Raw genomic sequence first — 17343 nt, 5'->3', positions numbered from 1 at the left:
TCAGTTTAGGCGACTTGGACGTGTGACTCTAGAATAACTAATTGACCGACGGTCAGTATAATTATAAAAGCAAGTCATTGGCGCAGGCAACGGGACTGAGCCTCGTCTCAAAGGACTTGCTTTTATGTCCCGTGTGATTATATCCATCGATGGGGACCTTGATGGGGATTATGGTACGATTCAGGGGGTAGACGTCACCTGCGAACGTTGCGGTCATTCCGAAGAAAGCTTCGGGACCGGTGAGCCTTCGCTGAAGCGATGCGCTTACCTTCTTCGTGAAAATCGCCCCCACAGAGAGCAATTTTTATGAGGTTGGGGCATGATTAACTGCCAACGAGCGACAACGCGCGTTTACTTAGGAGCGTTGTGGAGGGCTATGGCGTAGACGTCGTTCTCCGTTTCGTCGTTCTCGGCCCGCCAAGCATATCGGCGTCGTGCAAGTCTTTCCCCCAGAGTGCTCGCTGCACGCTTGGCCCGAGGCTGAGATGGCGCGCTCGGTTCCGGGTCCGTTTCGTTTCCATGCTGGGGCTTCTTCTCCTTCTCGGTCCATGCCTTTTCCTTTATTCACTCCCGCCCTGTTTGTGTCGTTCGCCTGCCTGCCAGTCGAAGCGCTGTCGTGGGTGCGGCTCGATTGCACCGCATGAGCATCGAACGGCTGGCGGACTCCGACCCTAAGGCATTTCTCAAGCGATTGCCGACCGCTCCAGGCGTCTATCGGATGATCGACGCGGGCGGAACGGTGCTCTATGTCGGTAAGGCGAAGAACCTGAAACGGCGCGTCAGCAGCTATTTTGGGCGTTCGCTGAGCACGCGTATCCAGTTGATGGTGAGCCAGATCGCCGATATCGAGGTGACGGTGACGCGCACCGAGGGTGAGGCGCTGCTGCTCGAAAGCAATCTCATCAAGTCGCTGCTGCCGCGTTTCAATGTTCTGCTGCGTGACGACAAGAGCTATCCCTACATCCTCTTGACGGTGCAGGACGACTTTCCGCGTCTGACCTTCTACCGTGGGCCACGCAAGGGTGCTGGGCGCTTCTTCGGTCCCTATCCGAGTTCTTGGGCGGTGCGCGAGACGCTGCACTTGATGCAGAAGCTGTTTCCGGTTCGTCAATGCGAGGATGGATTCTTCCGCAATCGCTCGCGTCCCTGTCTGCAGTATCAGATCAAGCGCTGCAGCGGTCCCTGTGTCGGTCTGATCGCGCCCGAGGAGTATGCGCAGGACGTAGAGCGCACCATCAAGTTTTTGGATGGGCGGACCAGTGAGGTGCTGGATGAGTTGGCCGGTGCGATGGATTCGGCGGCCGAGCGCTTGGAGTTCGAGCGTGCGGCGGTACTGCGTGACCAGATCGTGACCCTGAATCGGATTCGCGAGCGTCAGTACGTGAACGGGGAGGGCGGCGATCTGGATATCGTGGCGTGTGCCCAGGAGGCGGGGCTGAACTGCGTTCAGGTCTTCTTCATTCGCGGCGGGCGCAATCTGGGCAACAAGGCATTTTTTCCTCAGGCTCCGCAGGGCACCGAGGCCGCAGGCCTTCTCGCGGGTTTCCTCGCCCAGTTCTATGCCGAGAAGGCGATCCCCTCGGAGCTCATTCTGAGTGTCGAGCCGGAGGATGCCGGGCTACTGGAAGATGCCTTTTCGGAGCGCGCCGGGCGACGGGTGCATTTTCGTACCAATGTGCGTGGCGAGCGGGCGCGCTGGCTCGAAATGGCCCTTGGTAATGCCCAGATCGCGCTCAAATCGCGCCTGGGCAGTCAGGCGGGCTACGCACGGCGTCTGGAGGCGTTGATGGATGCGCTCGATCTGGACGAGCTGCCCGGACGCATGGAGTGCTTCGATATCAGTCACACTCAGGGCGAGCGAACGGTTGCCTCCTGCGTGATCTTCGATGGAGAGGGACCGCGCAAATCCGATTACCGTCGGTTCAATATCGAGGGCATCATACCGGGAGACGATTACGCGGCGATGCATCAGGCGCTGACGCGCCGATACACACGTGTCAGGCAGGGTGAGTATCCGCTGCCGGACGTCGTCTTTATCGACGGTGGGCGTGGTCAGCTTCATGCCGCAGAGGCTGCGATCGCCGAGGTGGGCGTCTCGAATGTGCGGCTCGTTGGCGTTTCCAAGGGGCCTGACAGGCGTCCGGGGACCGAGCAGCTTTGGTTGTTGGGGCAGGACTTGCCCGTTATACTGCCAAGCGATTCGCCGGCCATGCATTTGATCGAGCAGATCCGCGACGAAGCCCATCGTTTCGCGATTACTGGCCATCGCCAGCGTCGCGCTCAAGCCCGGAAGACCTCAGTTTTGGAAGAGATTTCTGGTGTCGGCCCCAAGCGCCGTCAGCTGCTGCTGAAACATTTCGGTGGTCTGCGTGGCCTGGTTCGGGCGGGTGTCGAGGAGATCGCCGGTGTTGACGGGATCAGCCGACAGCTGGCCCAACAGATCTACGATGCCTTTCACCATGATTCAGCAGGGTCCTGAGCAATGTGGAATCTTCCGAATATTCTGACGATGCTCCGGATCGTTCTGATTCCGATCTTCGTGGCCGTTTTTTATATTGATGAGCCCTGGGCTCCCTATGCGGCGGCGGCGCTGTTTGGGGCGGCGGCCTTCACGGACTGGCTCGACGGCTATCTGGCTCGGCTCTGGGAGCAGACCTCTCCGCTGGGCGCCTTCCTCGATCCGGTTGCGGACAAGCTGATGGTCGCCGTGTCTCTGGTGGTGGTCTTGCAGGCCGATCCGCGAATCCTGCTCGCCTTGCCCGTGATCGTCATCATCGGCCGCGAGATTACGGTCTCGGCCTTGCGCGAGTGGATGGCCGAGATCGGCGCCCGCGCGGCGGTGGCTGTCTCGAACCTGGGTAAGGTGAAGACGACGGCCCAGATGGTCTCGATCGTGCTGTTGATCCTGCGAGATTCGATCTTCGGCCCCTGGGTCTATGACCTCGGTATCCTGCTCGTCTATATCGCGGCGATTTTGACGCTCTGGTCGATGGTGCTCTATCTCATGGCGGCTTGGCCCAGCCTGTCCGGCAAGGTGCCGGTAAAGGGGGGCGAAAAAAAATCTGCGTGAGGCTTGACGGACGTCGAGAATCCTATAAAATGCGCAGCTCTCAAGCGGGAATAGCTCAGTTGGTAGAGCACAACCTTGCCAAGGTTGGGGTCGCGAGTTCGAGTCTCGTTTCCCGCTCCAATTTCGTTGGAATGCCGGTCTGGCTGGCCTTCTGGCTATAGTAGTAAGTTAAGTCCCTGCGGGAATAGCTCAGTTGGTAGAGCACAACCTTGCCAAGGTTGGGGTCGCGAGTTCGAGTCTCGTTTCCCGCTCCAAATCCTAAAAAAGGCGGCCTCTAGGCCGCCTTTTTTGTGTCTGTGATTCATGCCCCTGTCGGTTCCTCCAGTTTGATCTGGTTGCGCGATGTCCCGACGCCCTCTGTCATGCTGTGTTGAACAGATCGATGTCTGCCAAGGTGCGCTTTCGTTGGGCTTAACCAACTGTCATACTGGGTTCTTAACGAGGGCTTTTGACTCACTCAGCATTTCAGTAGATCCAGATTGGTTATGACTTCCTCTCTCTCCGTCGCCCCGACCCCCTTGGCTCCGCTCGATGTGGCCGCGATTCGTGCTCAGTTTTCGATTCTCGGGACGTCGGTCAACGGCCAGCCGCTGACGTATCTTGATAGCGCCGCGAGTACGCAGCAGCCTGAGTCGGTGATTGCGGCGGTCGGTGATTATCATCGGCTGCATCACGCCAACATCCATCGCGGTGTCTATCAGCTCTCGCAGACCGCTACCCGGATGTACGAGGAGGCGAGGGTGGTGGTGGCGGACTTCCTGAATGCGGCCGAGCCCGCCGAGTGTCTCTTCACGCGAGGGGCGACCGAGTCGATCAATCTGGTCGCATCCAGTTGGGGTGGGAGCTTTCTGCGCCCCGGGGATGAGATTCTGATCTCGAACCTGGAGCATCATTCCAACATTGTTCCCTGGCAGATGGTTGCCCAGTCGCGCGGCGCGGTCATCAAGGTGATTCCGATCGACGATGCCGGGGATATCGATCTCGATGCCTATCGGCGTCTCTTGTCGCCTCGGACGCGGATGGTGGCGGTCAATCAGGTCTCCAACGCCTTGGGAACGATCAATCCGGTCGAGGAAATGATTCGTGAGGCGCATGCGGTCGGTGCTCTGGTGCTGGTCGATGGCGCTCAATGGGTCGCGCATGGAGCGACCGACGTTCAGGCGCTGGATGCCGATTTCTACGTCTTTTCCGGTCACAAAATCTATGCGCCGACCGGGATCGGGGTGCTTTACGGAAAGCGTGCCCTGCTGGATGCCATGCCGCCCTATCAGGGAGGCGGAGATATGATCGAACGGGTCACCTTCGCCGAGACGACCTATGCGCCACTGCCGAACAAATTCGAGGCGGGGACGCCGCACATCTCGGGCGCCGTGGGCTTGGCGGCCGCGATCGGGTGGGTTCGTTCGATCGGTCTCGACCGCATCGGCGCGCACGAGCAGAGGTTGCTGCGCCACGCGACCGAGCGCTTGCAGGCCATTCCAGGGCTGGAGATCAAGGGAACGGCGCGTCGTAAGAGCGGTGTTCTGTCCTGGGTGATGGTCGACCCCCCAATTGCGACGCTCGATGTCGGTGCGGGTTTGGATCTGCGCGGAATCTGCATTCGGACCGGACACCATTGTTGTCAGCCCTTGATGGATCGGCTGAGCGTTTCCTCGACCGCGCGCGCCTCCGTGGGCGTCTACAACAGCCTGGAGGATGTGGATCGTCTGGCGGATGCCTTGATCGAAATGGTCGAGGAGGAGCGCGTCAAGGCGGCCCGATCGGTGCAGGGTGGCTCGGATTCGACGACGGCTGCCGAGTCGTTGGAGTCAGCCGATCTCGTCTACCCGCAGGCAGCGGCCGAGTCGCCACGGGCTGCGGCGGAGGAAATCGCCGAGGTCTTCGCCTTTCTGCCGGACTGGCCGATGCGTCATCAGCACATCATCGATCTCGGCGATCAATTGCCGGCGATGCCCGGATCGCTTAAAACCGCAGAAAACACGGTTCATGGCTGTCAGAGCACGGTGCATATCGCTGCGCGTCTCAAGCCGGGCAGCGAGGATGTCATCGAGTTCCTGGCGGACAGCGACGCCAATATCGTGCGTGGTCTGATTGCCTTGCTACAGCAGATCTATTCGGGGCAACGCGCGCGGGACCTGCTCGACTTCGATGCGGAGGCGTTCTTCGCCAGCGTGGGGCTCGATCAGCATCTGAGTATGTCGCGGCGCAATGGTCTCGCCGCCATGGTGCAGCGTTTGCGTCAGATCGCGCGGCGATACGCGGACTGACGTATCGAAAAAGGCCGGCGAGATGCCGGCCTTTTCGCGAGGTTCTCAGTAACCGCCCTTGCGCATGACGGCGGGTAGTCCAGCGACCTTCGTGCCCTGCTTGGTGGGCGCGAGCGGGAAGAGCTGGTAGAGGTCCTTGCTGGTTGGCTTGCTGCCCCAGATTTTGGCCATGTCCTTGAGGACGGCACGCTCCATCGGCTGGTTTTGGCTGTTGTTCAGGTACTGGTCGCGCAGATAGTTGATCAGGTCCCAGTGCTTGTCGGTCAGTTCGATGCCCTCGATCTCCGCCAACTTGCGGGCGACGTCTTCGTCCCAATCCATGTGGTTTTCCAGGTAGCCGTTTTCGGTGGTCGGGATGGTTTTGCCATTTACCTCGATCGCCATCGTTCGCTCCTCATGTCTTCATCGCTATGGCGCGGCCGTGCAGGGCTGGGCGCCTTATTGGTGTATCAGAAGACGTGAATCTTATGGTTTTATGATGGAAACGTCATCATCCCTGATGCGACTGCTCGCTCAGAACGGCGCTGCAGGGCTCAGTGCGTCTTCTTGACCGGGTCGATTCCCTTGTGAGGGATGAAGATTCCGCATCCCATCAAGGGATGTTTCCCCAATCCCCGCGCCTGAAGCCGAAGCGATTCCTCGCGGGTCAGTCCGGCGAGCATGAGGCTGCGGGTGTGGATGGCGCCGTGCTCGGTGGCAAGGCTGAGGGTTTTTCCGCACAGCGCCTTTCGGATATGGATGTCGATCCGCTCCAGTTCGCGGGCGGCCATTTCCAGAAACGTCTCTTCATCAATGGGGGTGGCGGAGTCGTCGCTGAAGGTGACGTGACGCGAGAACAGTGTGGTTTCGCGACTCAGTGGTTTGATTTTTCCGCGCTCGATCTTGAGCGGGTGTCCTGCCAGATTCGTTTGCGCTCCCTGAAGTTGCTCTATCAGATCCTGGGCGCGGTGGCCGGGGGCGCGGATCGTCAGTTTGGTGCGGCGCGAGAGCATGAGCAATGCGTCGCGTCCGTGTTCGGGGCGTTCCCAGCCGTTTTGCGAGCCGGCGACATGGATGCTGTGGATCGCCATTCCGGGCTCCTCGGCGATCCAGGGTACGAGGCCGCGCACGGCCTGTTCGAGCAGATAGGCGTGATCGACAGGGATGGATCTGCAGTCGATCGAAAACAGGATGTCCAGGGCGTCGTCCGTCGTGGAGTCCTGTTCGGGGCTTTCATCTTCGTTCCAGAACATGTTCCGTCGTGCGCTCCGTTGCGGGGCTCTACTGGTTGAACGGCAGGCGTGCTTGCAATGCGTCGCGGTCAAACCACCAATCGTCTTGGGCGAGTACGTCGACGACGTTGCGCAGCCGAACCAGGAATTTTTCTGGTTCCTTGAGCTCCAGGCGGTCCATCCAAAGATCGAGCTGCTCGGGCGAGTCGATGCCGCTATGGCGTCGCGCGACCGTGCCGAGCAGTTGTGTGGTGAAGAACATGAGGTCTTCGCGCTGACGCCCGTGCGCGCGCACGTCCGACAAGAAGAGCGCCGTCGCGGCGGCCACGGCGGCTCCATCCGCATCGTCGGGTGTTTCGTCGATCACATGACTGAGAAGCTCGATGGTGAGTTCTGGGTCGATGGGGCAGGTCACCGCAATCCAGATGCCCTGGCCGAGCGCGCAGATGGATTCGGGTCGATTGGCGTTAAAGAGCACGTCGCAGGCGTCCGCCGCCATCTCGAACTGATCGGATTCGATGAAGTAGTCGAAGGCGGCACGCCCGATCGGCCATGCCTCCTCTCCGCGCTCGAGCTCGACCAGTGTGCGTGCGATCTGTAGGCGCAGATCCGCCAGGCGATGCGGCGAGCATCCGCAGCGTTCCAGGTCTCGCATGTGGTCGAGCAGAATCTGCAGGTGAGACTCCAGTGCAGCCGCCTCGCCCTTGAAGTCCATGACGGAGTCGGCCGCTGTATCTGGAAGGCTGTGGGCGAGAAAATCGAATTGCTTCATAGGATTGTGACCGCAGCCGTGTGTTATCGCAAAAGCCCGCTGAAGGCCGCTTCGAGGCGGTCTTCCCAATTGTCCGGTGTGTCTGGATATGGGGGCTTCACATCCATTCGAAAGAACCGCTCGCCGGAGCGGGCCACGTCTTGAATCAATGGAAGGAGCTGGTCGAAGGATTCGATATCTTGATTGGCGACCAGAATGTCGCTGAGTTTGAGCATGGTTTTTCCCTCTAGCCCCGTCGGTCGTTGTCCCATTAAATGGGGCGCATTCTCATTTTACGATCCGGTCAGCCTACGTCGGTTTCGATCGATCGGCGCACTGGCGTCACGCAAAAAACCGTTTCGATGACGAGGATCAAGCCGCGATGATGCACTATCGCGATGAGGCTCCTCAATAAGGTGCTGTCCTCGTTATGCCATTCTCATCGCATTCGCTCGGTAAGCCGGGACTGTGTTTGCCGGTCAGGCTTGTGCGCATTGCGTTCGGGAATCAATGTGCTGACAGGTTCGGTCGAAAACAACGGAGCACGCTCTGGTTCAGGCCGCGTTCGGCCGAACCAGGGCGTGCTATCTAAACATAGCAAGAATCAGAATATGATAATATTATAAGAAATTGACTTATTTGTCGGCGGCTTGTAGCATCCCGGTCAGAAAGTTTCGCGAGCGTGGCGGTTTGTGTGCGTGTTTCAATGCGATCTGGAGATTCTCGACGCGTTGTCCGCTGGCTGCCGGTCGAGCGAACACAAAAAAGGCATATCCCGAAAGGGATAGCCGGAAGGTGGACGGCCCCCCCAACCGTGGAATGGTCAAGATGGTGTTTTAATCGGTAAATTAACAACTGCCGATGGGGTTGCCGGTACAGGCGGAGACGACGCGACACATAGGGTCGGTACCACTACCTCCAATCCAGACGTGACGTGCGCATCCATCGATTGCCCGGCTCGACCGCCGTGGCATGAGCGAGCATGCGCGCCTTCCACTCGCTTTCCTGGTTAATTGATAGGAGAGACCGCTCAATGGCTATCGATAAGCACACGACTCCGATGCTCGACCAGCTCGAGACCGGCCCCTGGCCGAGCTTCATCTCCGGTATCAAACGGCTGCGCGATCAGCATCCGGATGCGCGCATTAACGAGATGACCAACGACCTTTTGGGTCAGCTCGAGCACTCCTATGAGACCCGCAAGGGTTATTGGAAAGGCGGTACGGTTTCCGTCTTCGGCTACGGTGGCGGCATCATTCCTCGCTTTTCGGAGGTCGGTAAGGTTTTCCCGAAATCCAAGGAATTCCATACGTTGCGCGTTCAGCCGCCAGCGGGCAATCACTACACCACCGCGATGCTGCGCCAGCTGGCCGACAGCTGGGAAAAGTACGGCTCCGGTCTGATTACCTTCCACGGTCAGACCGGGAACATCATGTTCATCGGTACCAATACCCAGAATACCCAGCACTTCTTCGATGAGGTCAACGAATACGGCTGGGATTTGGGCGGCGCCGGCCCCTGTGTGCGCACCGCCATGTCTTGCGTGGGATCGGCACGTTGCGAGATGTCCTGCACCAACGAGCTGAAGGCTCACCGGATGCTGGTCAATAACTTCGTCGACGATGTACATCGCCCCGCGTTGCCCTACAAGTTCAAATTCAAGGTCTCGGGCTGCCCGAACGACTGTCAGAACGCGATCGAGCGCTCCGACTTCGCCGTCCTGGGCACCTGGCGCGATGACATGAAGGTCGATCAGGCCGAGGTCAAGAATTACGTCGCCGATAAGGGGCGCCAGTACTACATCGACAACGTCATCACGCGCTGTCCGACCAAGGCGCTGTCGCTCAACGACGACGATACCCTTGAGGTCAACAACCGCGACTGCGTGCGATGTATGCACTGTCTGAATGTCATGCCCAAGGCGTTGCATCCCGGCGACGACAAGGGCGTTACCATCCTCATTGGCGGTAAGCGCACACTCAAGATCGGCGACCTCATGGGCACTGTCGTGGTCCCCTTTAAGAAGCTCGAGACCGAGGAAGACTACGAGTCCATGGTCGAGATGGCCGAAACGATCATCGATTTCTGGGCCGAGAACGGTCTGGAGCACGAGCGCTGCGGCGAGATGATCGAGCGTATCGGATTGGCCAACTTCCTTGAGGGTATCGGTATCGAGCCGGACCCCAACATGCTGAGCCACCCGCGCCAGAGTTCCTATGTCCGTATGGATGGCTGGGACGAGGCCGCCGAGGAATGGTTCGCGCGACAAGCCGAGGGCGGTAACTGAGCCGCGCCCGACCGACCATCATTCTCATTACCTGAACTGAACCATTCGAACCGAGCCGTTCGAAACGAATAATTCGGAGGATTAGGCAATGGCGGAAATGCGCGAGCCAATCGAGTCGGGCTGCCCGGATCCCTGGCAGTACATGCATCCGGTGATGCGTAAGAACTTCGGTCAGTGGAAGTATCACGACCATCCGCGCCCGGGCGTGCTGCTGCACGTCGCCTACAGCGGCGATCAGATCTGGACCGTCAAGGCCGGCACTCAGCGCATCCTGGATGTCTTCTCGCTGCGCAAGCTGTGCGATATCGGCGATCAGTTCGCCGACGGTTATGTCCACTTCACCTTGCGCTCCAACATTGAGTACATGGTGAGCGAGGAGTCCAAGGTTCAGCCGCTGATCGATGCGCTGGAAGAGGCTGGATTCGTCGTTGGCGGTACTCAGAACTCGGTGGCGATGATCTCGCACACCCAGGGCTGGCTGCACTGCGACATTCCGGGCACCGATGCCTCGGGCGTCGTGAAGTCGATGATGGACGAACTCATCGACGAGTTCCGCAACACCAATATGCCCAACCGGGTGCATATCACCACCTCCTGCTGCCAGATCAACTGCGGCGGGCAGGGCGATATTGCCATCAACATCCAGCACACCAAACCACCCAAGATCAACCACGATCTGGTCGCCAACGTCTGCGAGCGTCCCTCGGTCGTCGCACGCTGCCCCGTGGCCGCCATCCGTCCGGCCATGGTCAACGGCAAGCCGTCGCTGGAAGTCGACGAGCGCAAGTGCATCTGCTGCGGTGCCTGCTTCCCACCCTGTCCGCCCATGCAGATCAACGACGCCGAACACTCCAAGCTGGCGATCTGGGTCGGCGGCAACCACTCCAACGCACGCGGCAAGCCGACCTTCCAGAAGCTGGTCGCGGCGGGCATCCCCAACAATCCCCCGCGCTGGCCGGAGGCGACCGCGATCGTCAAGCGTATCCTCAAGGCCTATAAGGAAGGCGCGAAGGACTGGGAGCGCATCAATGAGTGGATCGAGCGCATCGGCTGGCCGCGCTTCTTCGAAGAGGTCGAGTTGCCGTTCACCAAATACCACATCGACACCTGGCGCGGCGCGCGCGCGAGCTTCAATAGCTCGTCCTACATCCGCTTCTGAGCAGCGGCTTGGGGACAGGTTGAATCACCACACCTATTCGAGGTCGACATGAAGTTCGCACTTCAGATCAATGAGGGACCTTACCAGCACCAGGCATCGGACTCGGCCTATCAGTTTGCCAAGGCCGCGCTGGAGAAGGGGCACGAGATCTTCCGTGTCTTCTTCTATCACGACGGCGTCAACAATTCGACGCGTCTGACCACTCCGCCTCAGGACGACCGTCATATCGTCAATCGCTGGGCGGAGCTGGCCGAACAGCATAACCTCGATATGGTCGTCTGCGTGGCTGCGGCCCAGCGGCGCGGCATCGTCGACGAGGGCGAGGCCACCCGCAACGGTAAGGATGCCACCAACATCCATCCCAAGTTCCGCATCTCGGGACTCGGGCAGCTGGTCGAGGCGGCGATCCAGTCGGACCGTCTCGTCGTCTTCGGCGATTGAGGGAGCTGCCATGTCTGAAATCGTTAAGAAATTCATGTATCTGAATCGTAAGGCTCCGTACGGCACCATCTACGCCTGGGAGGCGTTGGAAGTGGTGCTCATCGGCGCGGCCTTCGATCAGGACGTCTGTGTCATGTTTATGGACGACGGTGTCTATCAGCTGACCAAGGGACAGGATCCCAAGGGCATCGGGATGAAAAACTTCTCCCCGACCTTTCGCACCCTGGGCGACTACGAGGTCAAGCGCATCTTCGTCGATCGCGCCTCGCTGGAGGCCCGCGGTCTGACCCAGGATGATCTGGTCGAGATCGCCTTCGAGGATTTCGAGACCGAGGAAGAGATCGACAATATCGTCGAGGTCGTGGATTCGGAGCGCGTCAGCGAGCTGATGAACGATTCAGACGTGGTCTTCAGCTTCTAAGGTCTTCAGTCTTCGGGGAGTGATCCGAATGAGTATCCTGCACACCGTTAATAAATCACCGTTCGAACGGAATTCGCTAGAATCCTGCCTGAAGTTTGCCACCGATGATGCGGCTGTCCTGCTGTTCGAGGATGGCATCTATGCTGCGCTAGCGGGGACGAACGTCCAATCCGATATCGCGGACGCACTCGGCAAACTCAGGATCTACGTGCTCGGCCCCGACCTCAAGGCGCGGGGATTTTCCGAAGAGCGCGTGATCGAAGGGATCAGCGTCGTAGACTACGCGGGCTTCGTGGATCTCGCCGCGGAGCACGACAAGGTCCAGGCCTGGTTGTAATTTTTTATCGCACCGATTAGGAGCATCGATATGGCAGACACGATCGACGTCGAAGGTAAGCAGTTAGCCGTTGATGAAGAAGGCTATCTTGCCGACCTCAACGACTGGGTCCCTGAAGTCGCCACCGTTATGTCCAAGCAGGACAACCTGGAGCTGACCCCCGAGCACTGGGACATCATCAACTTCCTCCGTGAATACTACGAGGAATACCAGATCGCTCCGGCCGTGCGCGTCCTGACCAAGGCCGTCGGCAAGAAGCTCGGCAAGGAGAAGGGCAACAGCAAGTATCTGTACAGCCTCTTCCCCTACGGTCCGGCTAAGCAGGCCTGCCGATTCGCCGGCCTTCCCAAGCCGACTGGCTGCGTCTAAGTAGCCGATCCTCCGGCGAATCCCATCCGCTTGCGAGCGGTGTGGTTCGCCGGTTCACGACACAGATCCACTGAGGTAGCGGAAACATGGCGTTTCTGACGAACTTCTACGCCTTCCTGTTTTACTTCGCGGCCTTCGTCATTGTCTCCGGTTTGGCCTTCAAGATCGTCCAGTACTCGCGTACACCGGCGCCGTTGAAGATCCCGACGACCCCGGCTCCGACGACACGCAGCGGCGTCGTCTTCAGGATGATGCGAGAGGTCGTCCTCTTCGAGAGCCTGTTTCGCGGCAACAAATGGACCTGGATCTTCGGCTGGATGTTCCACTTCGGCCTGTTCCTGGTTACGTTGCGTCATCTGCGTTATTTCATGGAGCCGGTGCCCTTCCTCATCCAGCTCGTACAGCCCTATGGGATCTATGGCGGATTCGCCATGATCGTGGGCCTGGCTGGTCTATGGGTACGGCGTTTCTTCGTCGACCGCGTCAAATACATCACGTCGCTTTCGGACCATCTCATCCTGGGGCTTCTCATCCTCATCGGATGCACCGGGTTGCTGATGAAGTTCGTCTTCCATGTCGATGTGGTCGAGATCAAGACCTTCTTCCAGGGTCTCTACAGTTTCGATATCAAGCCGCTGCCGGCGGATCCGCTGTTGCTGCTTCATCTCCTGCTGGTGGCGTCGCTCATGATTATCTTTCCCTACAGCAAGCTCTTGCATGCGCCCGGACTCTTCTTTAGTCCGACCCGCAATCAGGTCGACAATCCGCGTGAGCAACGGCATATCGCGCCCTGGGCAAAAAAGCTGGAACAGCAATAGACGCGTCGCGATCGGACTCGATCGAGTTCCGAGTCGCCGTCTACCGCATTCATGAGGTTGATCCATGGCCAAGGCAACGTTTGAAGTTCCAGAGCTGACCCAGTACACCGAGGTCCCCGCCATTCAGCCGGGTGCCATGGCGCACAGTGCCACGTTCAAGTCGAAGCAAGAGTTCCAGGAGCAGCTTGGTTTTCCCGGAGAGTTGGTCGACGACTGGCAGGTCAAGGCCATCGATAAGATGGGTGAGCTGCTGGGGAAATATCGCTCGCTACGCGTCTATATGGACGCCTGCGTCAAATGCGGGTCCTGTACGGACAAGTGTCACTATTTCCTGGGGACCAACGACCCTAAGAACATGCCGGTTGGCCGTCAGGATCTGATGCGCAAGGTCTATCGGCGCTACTTCACCCTGTCCGGCAAGCTCTTTCCCAAGCTGGTCGGTGCCGAGGACTTTACCAAGGAGGTTCTCGACGACTGGTACTGCTATTTCCACCAGTGTTCGCAGTGTCGGCGATGTTCCGTCTTCTGTCCCTACGGCATCGACACGGCCGAGATCTCCATGGCCGCGCGCGAGATCATGGACAGCATTGGTGTCGGCCAGAAGTACTGCAACGAGATCATCGGCAAGGTCTATAAGATCGGCAACAACCTCGGGCTTCCCGGGCCAGCGTTGGCGGATACTCTGGAGGGTCTGGAGGAGGACGTCTACGACGATACCGGGGTCAAGGTGCGCTATCCGCTCGACGAGGAGGGCGCCGAGATCCTGTTGATCACGCCTTCGGCCGACTTCTTCGCCGAGCCGCACGTCGACGGCCTGATCGGCTACGGCAAGGTCTTCCACGAGGCCGGCGTATCCTGGACCTTGAGCACCCACGCCTCCGAGGCGGCCAACTTCGGCATGTTCATCGGCTCCTACGAGAACATGCGCCGGGTCGCGCAGCGCATCCGCGAGGCCGCCATCCAGCTCAAGGTCAAGCGCATCGTCTTCGGCGAGTGCGGTCACGCCTGGCGCGTCGCCTACAGCTTCCTGAACACATTGGCCGGACCCTGGGACTTCCTGGATCCGCGCTATCCGGTGCCGCAGCACATCTGCGAGTTCACCCACGAGCTGATCCAGCAGGGCAAGCTGACCTTCGACAAGAGCGAGAACGACGACAAGGTTCTCACCTATCACGACAGCTGCAACGTGGCCCGCGCCTCGCGCATGGGCGACATGCCCGGAGGCCAGTTCGAGATCCCGCGCGCCATCATCCGGGCCACCTGCAACCATTTCTACGACATGGACGAGGACACCATCCGCGACCGCACCTTCTGCTGCGGTGGTGGCGGCGGGCTCCTGACCGACGACCTCATGGAGGTTCGCGTCAAGGGCGCCAAGCCCAGGCTGGATGCATTGAACAACGTCATACAGGAAAAGGGCGTCACGCACATGGCCGCTATCTGCGCCATCTGCAAGACCCAGTTCAGCAAGGTTCTGCCTTATTACGGCATGGAAATGGACCAGATCCTGAGCCTGCACCAACTGGTGTCGAACGCGATCGTGCTCACGCCAGGACCCGATGACGCAGAGGAGGACGAGGACGACGACCTGGATGGCGACGATCTCGACAACGATAACAAACAAGAGAACGACGAGGCGGCCTGACCGGGGCCATCGGGCGAGCCGTGGTCGGACTGCAACCGGCCTCGCGGACTGATATGAACCCCCTGATCCCGCGTCAGGGTTCAACTGGTACGGAGAGTGATCAAGATGGCGACTTCCAACGATGAGATGCAGACCAAGCCGACCTGGCGTCGTTTCGAGGACGGCAATGATGTTTGGGACGATCTGACCGACAAGATCTTCAATCAAGACCGCTCCCACAAGTGTCCGACCTATGTCCATAAGACGCCGCCCTGTCAGGGCAGTTGTCCCTCGGGCGAGGACATCCGTGGCTGGCTCGCCATCGTCCGTCAGCAGGAGAAACCCCCGGTTGGAATGGATTGGAAGGAATATGCCTTCCGACGTTCCACCGAAGCCAATCCCTTTCCTTCATTGATGGGACGTGTCTGTCCGGCGCCCTGTCAGGACGGCTGCAACCGCAACGAACTGGAGGACTTCGTCGGTATCAATGCGGTCGAGCAGTTCATCGGCGACACCGCGATCACCAACGGCTACAGCTTCGATCCTGCGCCGGCCGATACCGGTAAGCGTATCGCCATCGTCGGTGGTGGTCCGGCCGGTCTGGCTGCGGCCTATCAGCTGCGTCGCAAGGGTCACGCCTGTACCATCTTCGAGGCCAACGAGGGGCTCGGCGGGATGTTCCGTTTCGGTATCCCCGGCTATCGTGTGCCGCGCGACAAGCTCGACGCCGAGATTCAGCGCATCCTCGACCTCGGCAACATCGAGGTGAAGCTCAAGACCCGTATCGGTACCGACGTCAGCGTCGAGCAACTCGAAAAGGACTATGACGCCATCCTCTGGTCCATCGGCTGTCAGAGCGGCCGCGGTCTGCCGGTGTCCGGATGGCAGGGCACCCCGAACTGTGTCACCGGCGTCGCCTTCCTCAAGGCCTTCAACGAGGGCCGCATGAGGTTCACCGCCGAAAAGGTGGTCTGCGTCGGTGGCGGCGACACCTCGATCGACGTGGTCTCGGTTGCACGACGTCTCGGGCACATCACCAAGACCAACAAGAGCGATTTGCCCGAGACCGTCATCCACGACGGCTACGTGGCCCATGACGCCGCGACGGCCGCCGCCGCCGAGGGCGCTCAGGTGACGCTGACCTCGCTCTTCACCCGCGACAAGATGACCGCCGCCGAGCACGAGGTCGATGACGCGACCCGCGAGGGCGTGACCATCCTCGACGGGGTCATGCCAGTCGAATTGATCAAGAACGACGAGGGCCGCGCCATTGGGCTCAAGGTTGCCGACTGCACCATGGTCGATGGTCGGCCGACCCCGGTCGAGGGCACCGAACGCGTTCTGGAGGCCGATCTCATCGTCTCGGCCATCGGCCAGGGCGGCGATCTCTCCGGTCTGGAGCAACTCGACAACGGTCGCGGCCTCATGGACTCGGATAAGTTTTATCAGGTTCCTGGCAAGGCCGGACACTTCGTCGCTGGCGACATCATCCGTCCGCATCTGCTGACCACGGCCATCGGCCAGGCCTGGATCGCCGCCGACTCGATTCACGACTATGTGATGCAGGAGGAGCACAGACGTCGTCCCAAGGTGGACGTGCATCACTTCAACCTGCTCGACAAGATGACCGAGGCCAACCTGGCTCCGGAACACTTCGATGCGGCCGCGGGCGGCGATCTGCGCGGAACCTCCGACGCCAACTATGCGATCCACAACTATGAGGATCGCTCTGGTGCCGAGGTCATTCCGCACGACGAACTCTTCCTGGGGCACTTCAATTTCGTCTCGCGCAATCTGCGCAAGGAGGAGGTGCCGAGCGAGAATGACGTGCTTGGTCATTTCCACGAGCGCGTCATCGGTCTGACCGAGCCGGAGGCGATCGACGAGGCCAAGCGCTGCATGAGCTGCGGCATGTGTTTCGAGTGCGACAATTGCGTCATCTACTGCCCGCAGGACGCCGTCTTCCGGGTCGAGAAGGATAGCCGCACCACCGGTCGCTATGTGGCCACCGACTATGCCAAGTGCATCGGTTGCCATATCTGCGCTGACGTTTGCCCGACGGGCTACATCAAGATGGGTCTGGGCGAATAGTCCGGATGGAGGGATCGATGGCTAAAGCCGCCCTGAAGGCAAGCCTCTTCCTGGGACTGATGTGGGCGCTGGTCGCCCAGGTCGTCCTGGCTGACGAGGTGAAACGCTACGTGGTCGAGGGTTCCCGCGCCGCCGAGTTGGATGCCTGCGTCGAGCCGACGGAACGCATGCGACGCATGCATTTCGAGTTTATCAAGCATCAGCGCACCTTGACTGTCCACGAAGGTATTCGCGGGAGCAAATACAGCCTGGCCGGCTGCGTGGACTGCCATATCAGTTACAACGCCGAGCATGAGCCGCAGCCAATCAACCGCCCGGATCAGTTCTGCGGCGCCTGTCACGCCTACGCGGCCGTGGACCTGAACTGCTTCGACTGCCATGCCTCGGTTCCCAACCGACCCGAATCGAGTCCCGAGGCGCGGGCGGCCCATGCGGCTGCAGGTGTCGGGCAGCCGGGGCACTTGGCTCACGCCCATCCGGGCGGGGGAGAACGCTGA

General features: G+C 59.9%; 17 protein-coding genes and 2 tRNA genes. 15 read left to right on the top strand and 4 right to left on the bottom strand.

Annotated elements, in window-relative coordinates; translation table 11 throughout:
• The first annotated feature begins 640 nt into the window (after window positions 1-640).
• The 5 genes from uvrC (at window position 641) to THIDRDRAFT_RS10175 (ending at window position 5337) form a co-directional block, all read left to right on the top strand.
• Complete coding sequence (gene uvrC, locus THIDRDRAFT_RS10195; protein ID WP_007040757.1) at window positions 641-2479, top strand: excinuclease ABC subunit UvrC; 1839 nt, start codon at window positions 641-643, stop codon at window positions 2477-2479.
• 3 nt (window positions 2480-2482) lie between these two features.
• A complete protein-coding gene (pgsA, locus tag THIDRDRAFT_RS10190; protein WP_007040756.1) occupies window positions 2483-3070 on the top strand; it encodes a CDP-diacylglycerol--glycerol-3-phosphate 3-phosphatidyltransferase in 588 nt (195 codons plus the stop codon).
• A 44-nt stretch (window positions 3071-3114) separates the two neighbouring features.
• Window positions 3115-3190, top strand: a tRNA-Gly gene (locus tag THIDRDRAFT_RS10185).
• A gap of 58 nt (window positions 3191-3248) precedes the next feature.
• Window positions 3249-3324: transfer RNA gene (locus THIDRDRAFT_RS10180), tRNA-Gly, on the top strand.
• A 231-nt stretch (window positions 3325-3555) separates the two neighbouring features.
• Window positions 3556-5337, top strand: coding sequence for a SufS family cysteine desulfurase (locus THIDRDRAFT_RS10175; protein ID WP_007040755.1), 1782 nt, complete (start codon window positions 3556-3558; stop codon window positions 5335-5337).
• A gap of 45 nt (window positions 5338-5382) precedes the next feature.
• On the opposite strand, the gene THIDRDRAFT_RS10170 is transcribed toward THIDRDRAFT_RS10175, so the two are convergent.
• The 4 genes from THIDRDRAFT_RS10170 to THIDRDRAFT_RS10155 form a co-directional block, all read right to left on the bottom strand.
• The gene (locus THIDRDRAFT_RS10170) at window positions 5383-5721 is read right to left on the bottom strand and encodes a TusE/DsrC/DsvC family sulfur relay protein (RefSeq protein ID WP_007040754.1); all 339 of its coding nucleotides are present in this window, start codon (window positions 5719-5721) and stop codon (window positions 5383-5385) included.
• Window positions 5722-5870: 149 nt separating this feature from the next.
• A complete protein-coding gene (cas6, locus tag THIDRDRAFT_RS10165; protein ID WP_007040753.1) occupies window positions 5871-6569 on the bottom strand; it encodes a type I-MYXAN CRISPR-associated protein Cas6/Cmx6 in 699 nt (232 codons plus the stop codon).
• Between the two features lie 28 nt (window positions 6570-6597).
• Window positions 6598-7320, bottom strand: a complete 723-nt coding sequence (locus tag THIDRDRAFT_RS10160) for a hypothetical protein (protein ID WP_007040752.1) — start codon at window positions 7318-7320, stop codon at window positions 6598-6600.
• Between the two features lie 23 nt (window positions 7321-7343).
• A complete protein-coding gene (locus tag THIDRDRAFT_RS10155) occupies window positions 7344-7535 on the bottom strand; it encodes a hypothetical protein (RefSeq protein WP_007040751.1) in 192 nt (63 codons plus the stop codon).
• 797 nt (window positions 7536-8332) lie between these two features.
• Here THIDRDRAFT_RS10155 and dsrA point away from each other — a divergent pair.
• The 10 genes from dsrA (at window position 8333) to THIDRDRAFT_RS10105 (ending at window position 17343) form a co-directional block, all read left to right on the top strand.
• The gene (dsrA, locus tag THIDRDRAFT_RS10150) at window positions 8333-9586 is read left to right on the top strand and encodes a dissimilatory-type sulfite reductase subunit alpha (protein WP_007040750.1); all 1254 of its coding nucleotides are present in this window, start codon (window positions 8333-8335) and stop codon (window positions 9584-9586) included.
• 88 nt (window positions 9587-9674) lie between these two features.
• The gene (gene dsrB, locus THIDRDRAFT_RS10145; RefSeq protein WP_007040749.1) at window positions 9675-10745 is read left to right on the top strand and encodes a dissimilatory-type sulfite reductase subunit beta; all 1071 of its coding nucleotides are present in this window, start codon (window positions 9675-9677) and stop codon (window positions 10743-10745) included.
• A 48-nt stretch (window positions 10746-10793) separates the two neighbouring features.
• Complete coding sequence (gene tusD, locus THIDRDRAFT_RS10140; RefSeq protein WP_007040748.1) at window positions 10794-11186, top strand: sulfurtransferase complex subunit TusD; 393 nt, start codon at window positions 10794-10796, stop codon at window positions 11184-11186.
• Window positions 11187-11196: 10 nt separating this feature from the next.
• Window positions 11197-11607, top strand: a complete 411-nt coding sequence (gene tusC / locus THIDRDRAFT_RS10135; protein WP_007040747.1) for a sulfurtransferase complex subunit TusC — start codon at window positions 11197-11199, stop codon at window positions 11605-11607.
• 28 nt (window positions 11608-11635) lie between these two features.
• Entirely contained in the window at window positions 11636-11944 is a 309-nt protein-coding gene (tusB, locus tag THIDRDRAFT_RS10130) for a sulfurtransferase complex subunit TusB (RefSeq protein WP_007040746.1), read from the top strand.
• A 30-nt stretch (window positions 11945-11974) separates the two neighbouring features.
• Entirely contained in the window at window positions 11975-12313 is a 339-nt protein-coding gene (locus tag THIDRDRAFT_RS10125; protein ID WP_007040745.1) for a TusE/DsrC/DsvC family sulfur relay protein, read from the top strand.
• An 86-nt stretch (window positions 12314-12399) separates the two neighbouring features.
• A complete protein-coding gene (locus THIDRDRAFT_RS10120) occupies window positions 12400-13131 on the top strand; it encodes a respiratory nitrate reductase subunit gamma (RefSeq protein ID WP_007040744.1) in 732 nt (243 codons plus the stop codon).
• 64 nt (window positions 13132-13195) lie between these two features.
• The gene (gene dsrK / locus THIDRDRAFT_RS10115; protein WP_007040743.1) at window positions 13196-14776 is read left to right on the top strand and encodes a sulfate reduction electron transfer complex DsrMKJOP subunit DsrK; all 1581 of its coding nucleotides are present in this window, start codon (window positions 13196-13198) and stop codon (window positions 14774-14776) included.
• A gap of 105 nt (window positions 14777-14881) precedes the next feature.
• The gene (locus THIDRDRAFT_RS10110; protein WP_007040742.1) at window positions 14882-16846 is read left to right on the top strand and encodes an NAD(P)-binding protein; all 1965 of its coding nucleotides are present in this window, start codon (window positions 14882-14884) and stop codon (window positions 16844-16846) included.
• Between the two features lie 17 nt (window positions 16847-16863).
• The gene (locus THIDRDRAFT_RS10105) at window positions 16864-17343 is read left to right on the top strand and encodes a hypothetical protein (protein ID WP_007040741.1); all 480 of its coding nucleotides are present in this window, start codon (window positions 16864-16866) and stop codon (window positions 17341-17343) included.

It is taken from the genome of Thiorhodococcus drewsii AZ1, from assembly GCF_000224065.1.
Classification (GTDB): domain Bacteria; phylum Pseudomonadota; class Gammaproteobacteria; order Chromatiales; family Chromatiaceae; genus Imhoffiella; species Imhoffiella drewsii.
Note: the sequence above shows the minus strand (reverse complement) of the source record. Positions and strands in the feature narration are given on the sequence as shown.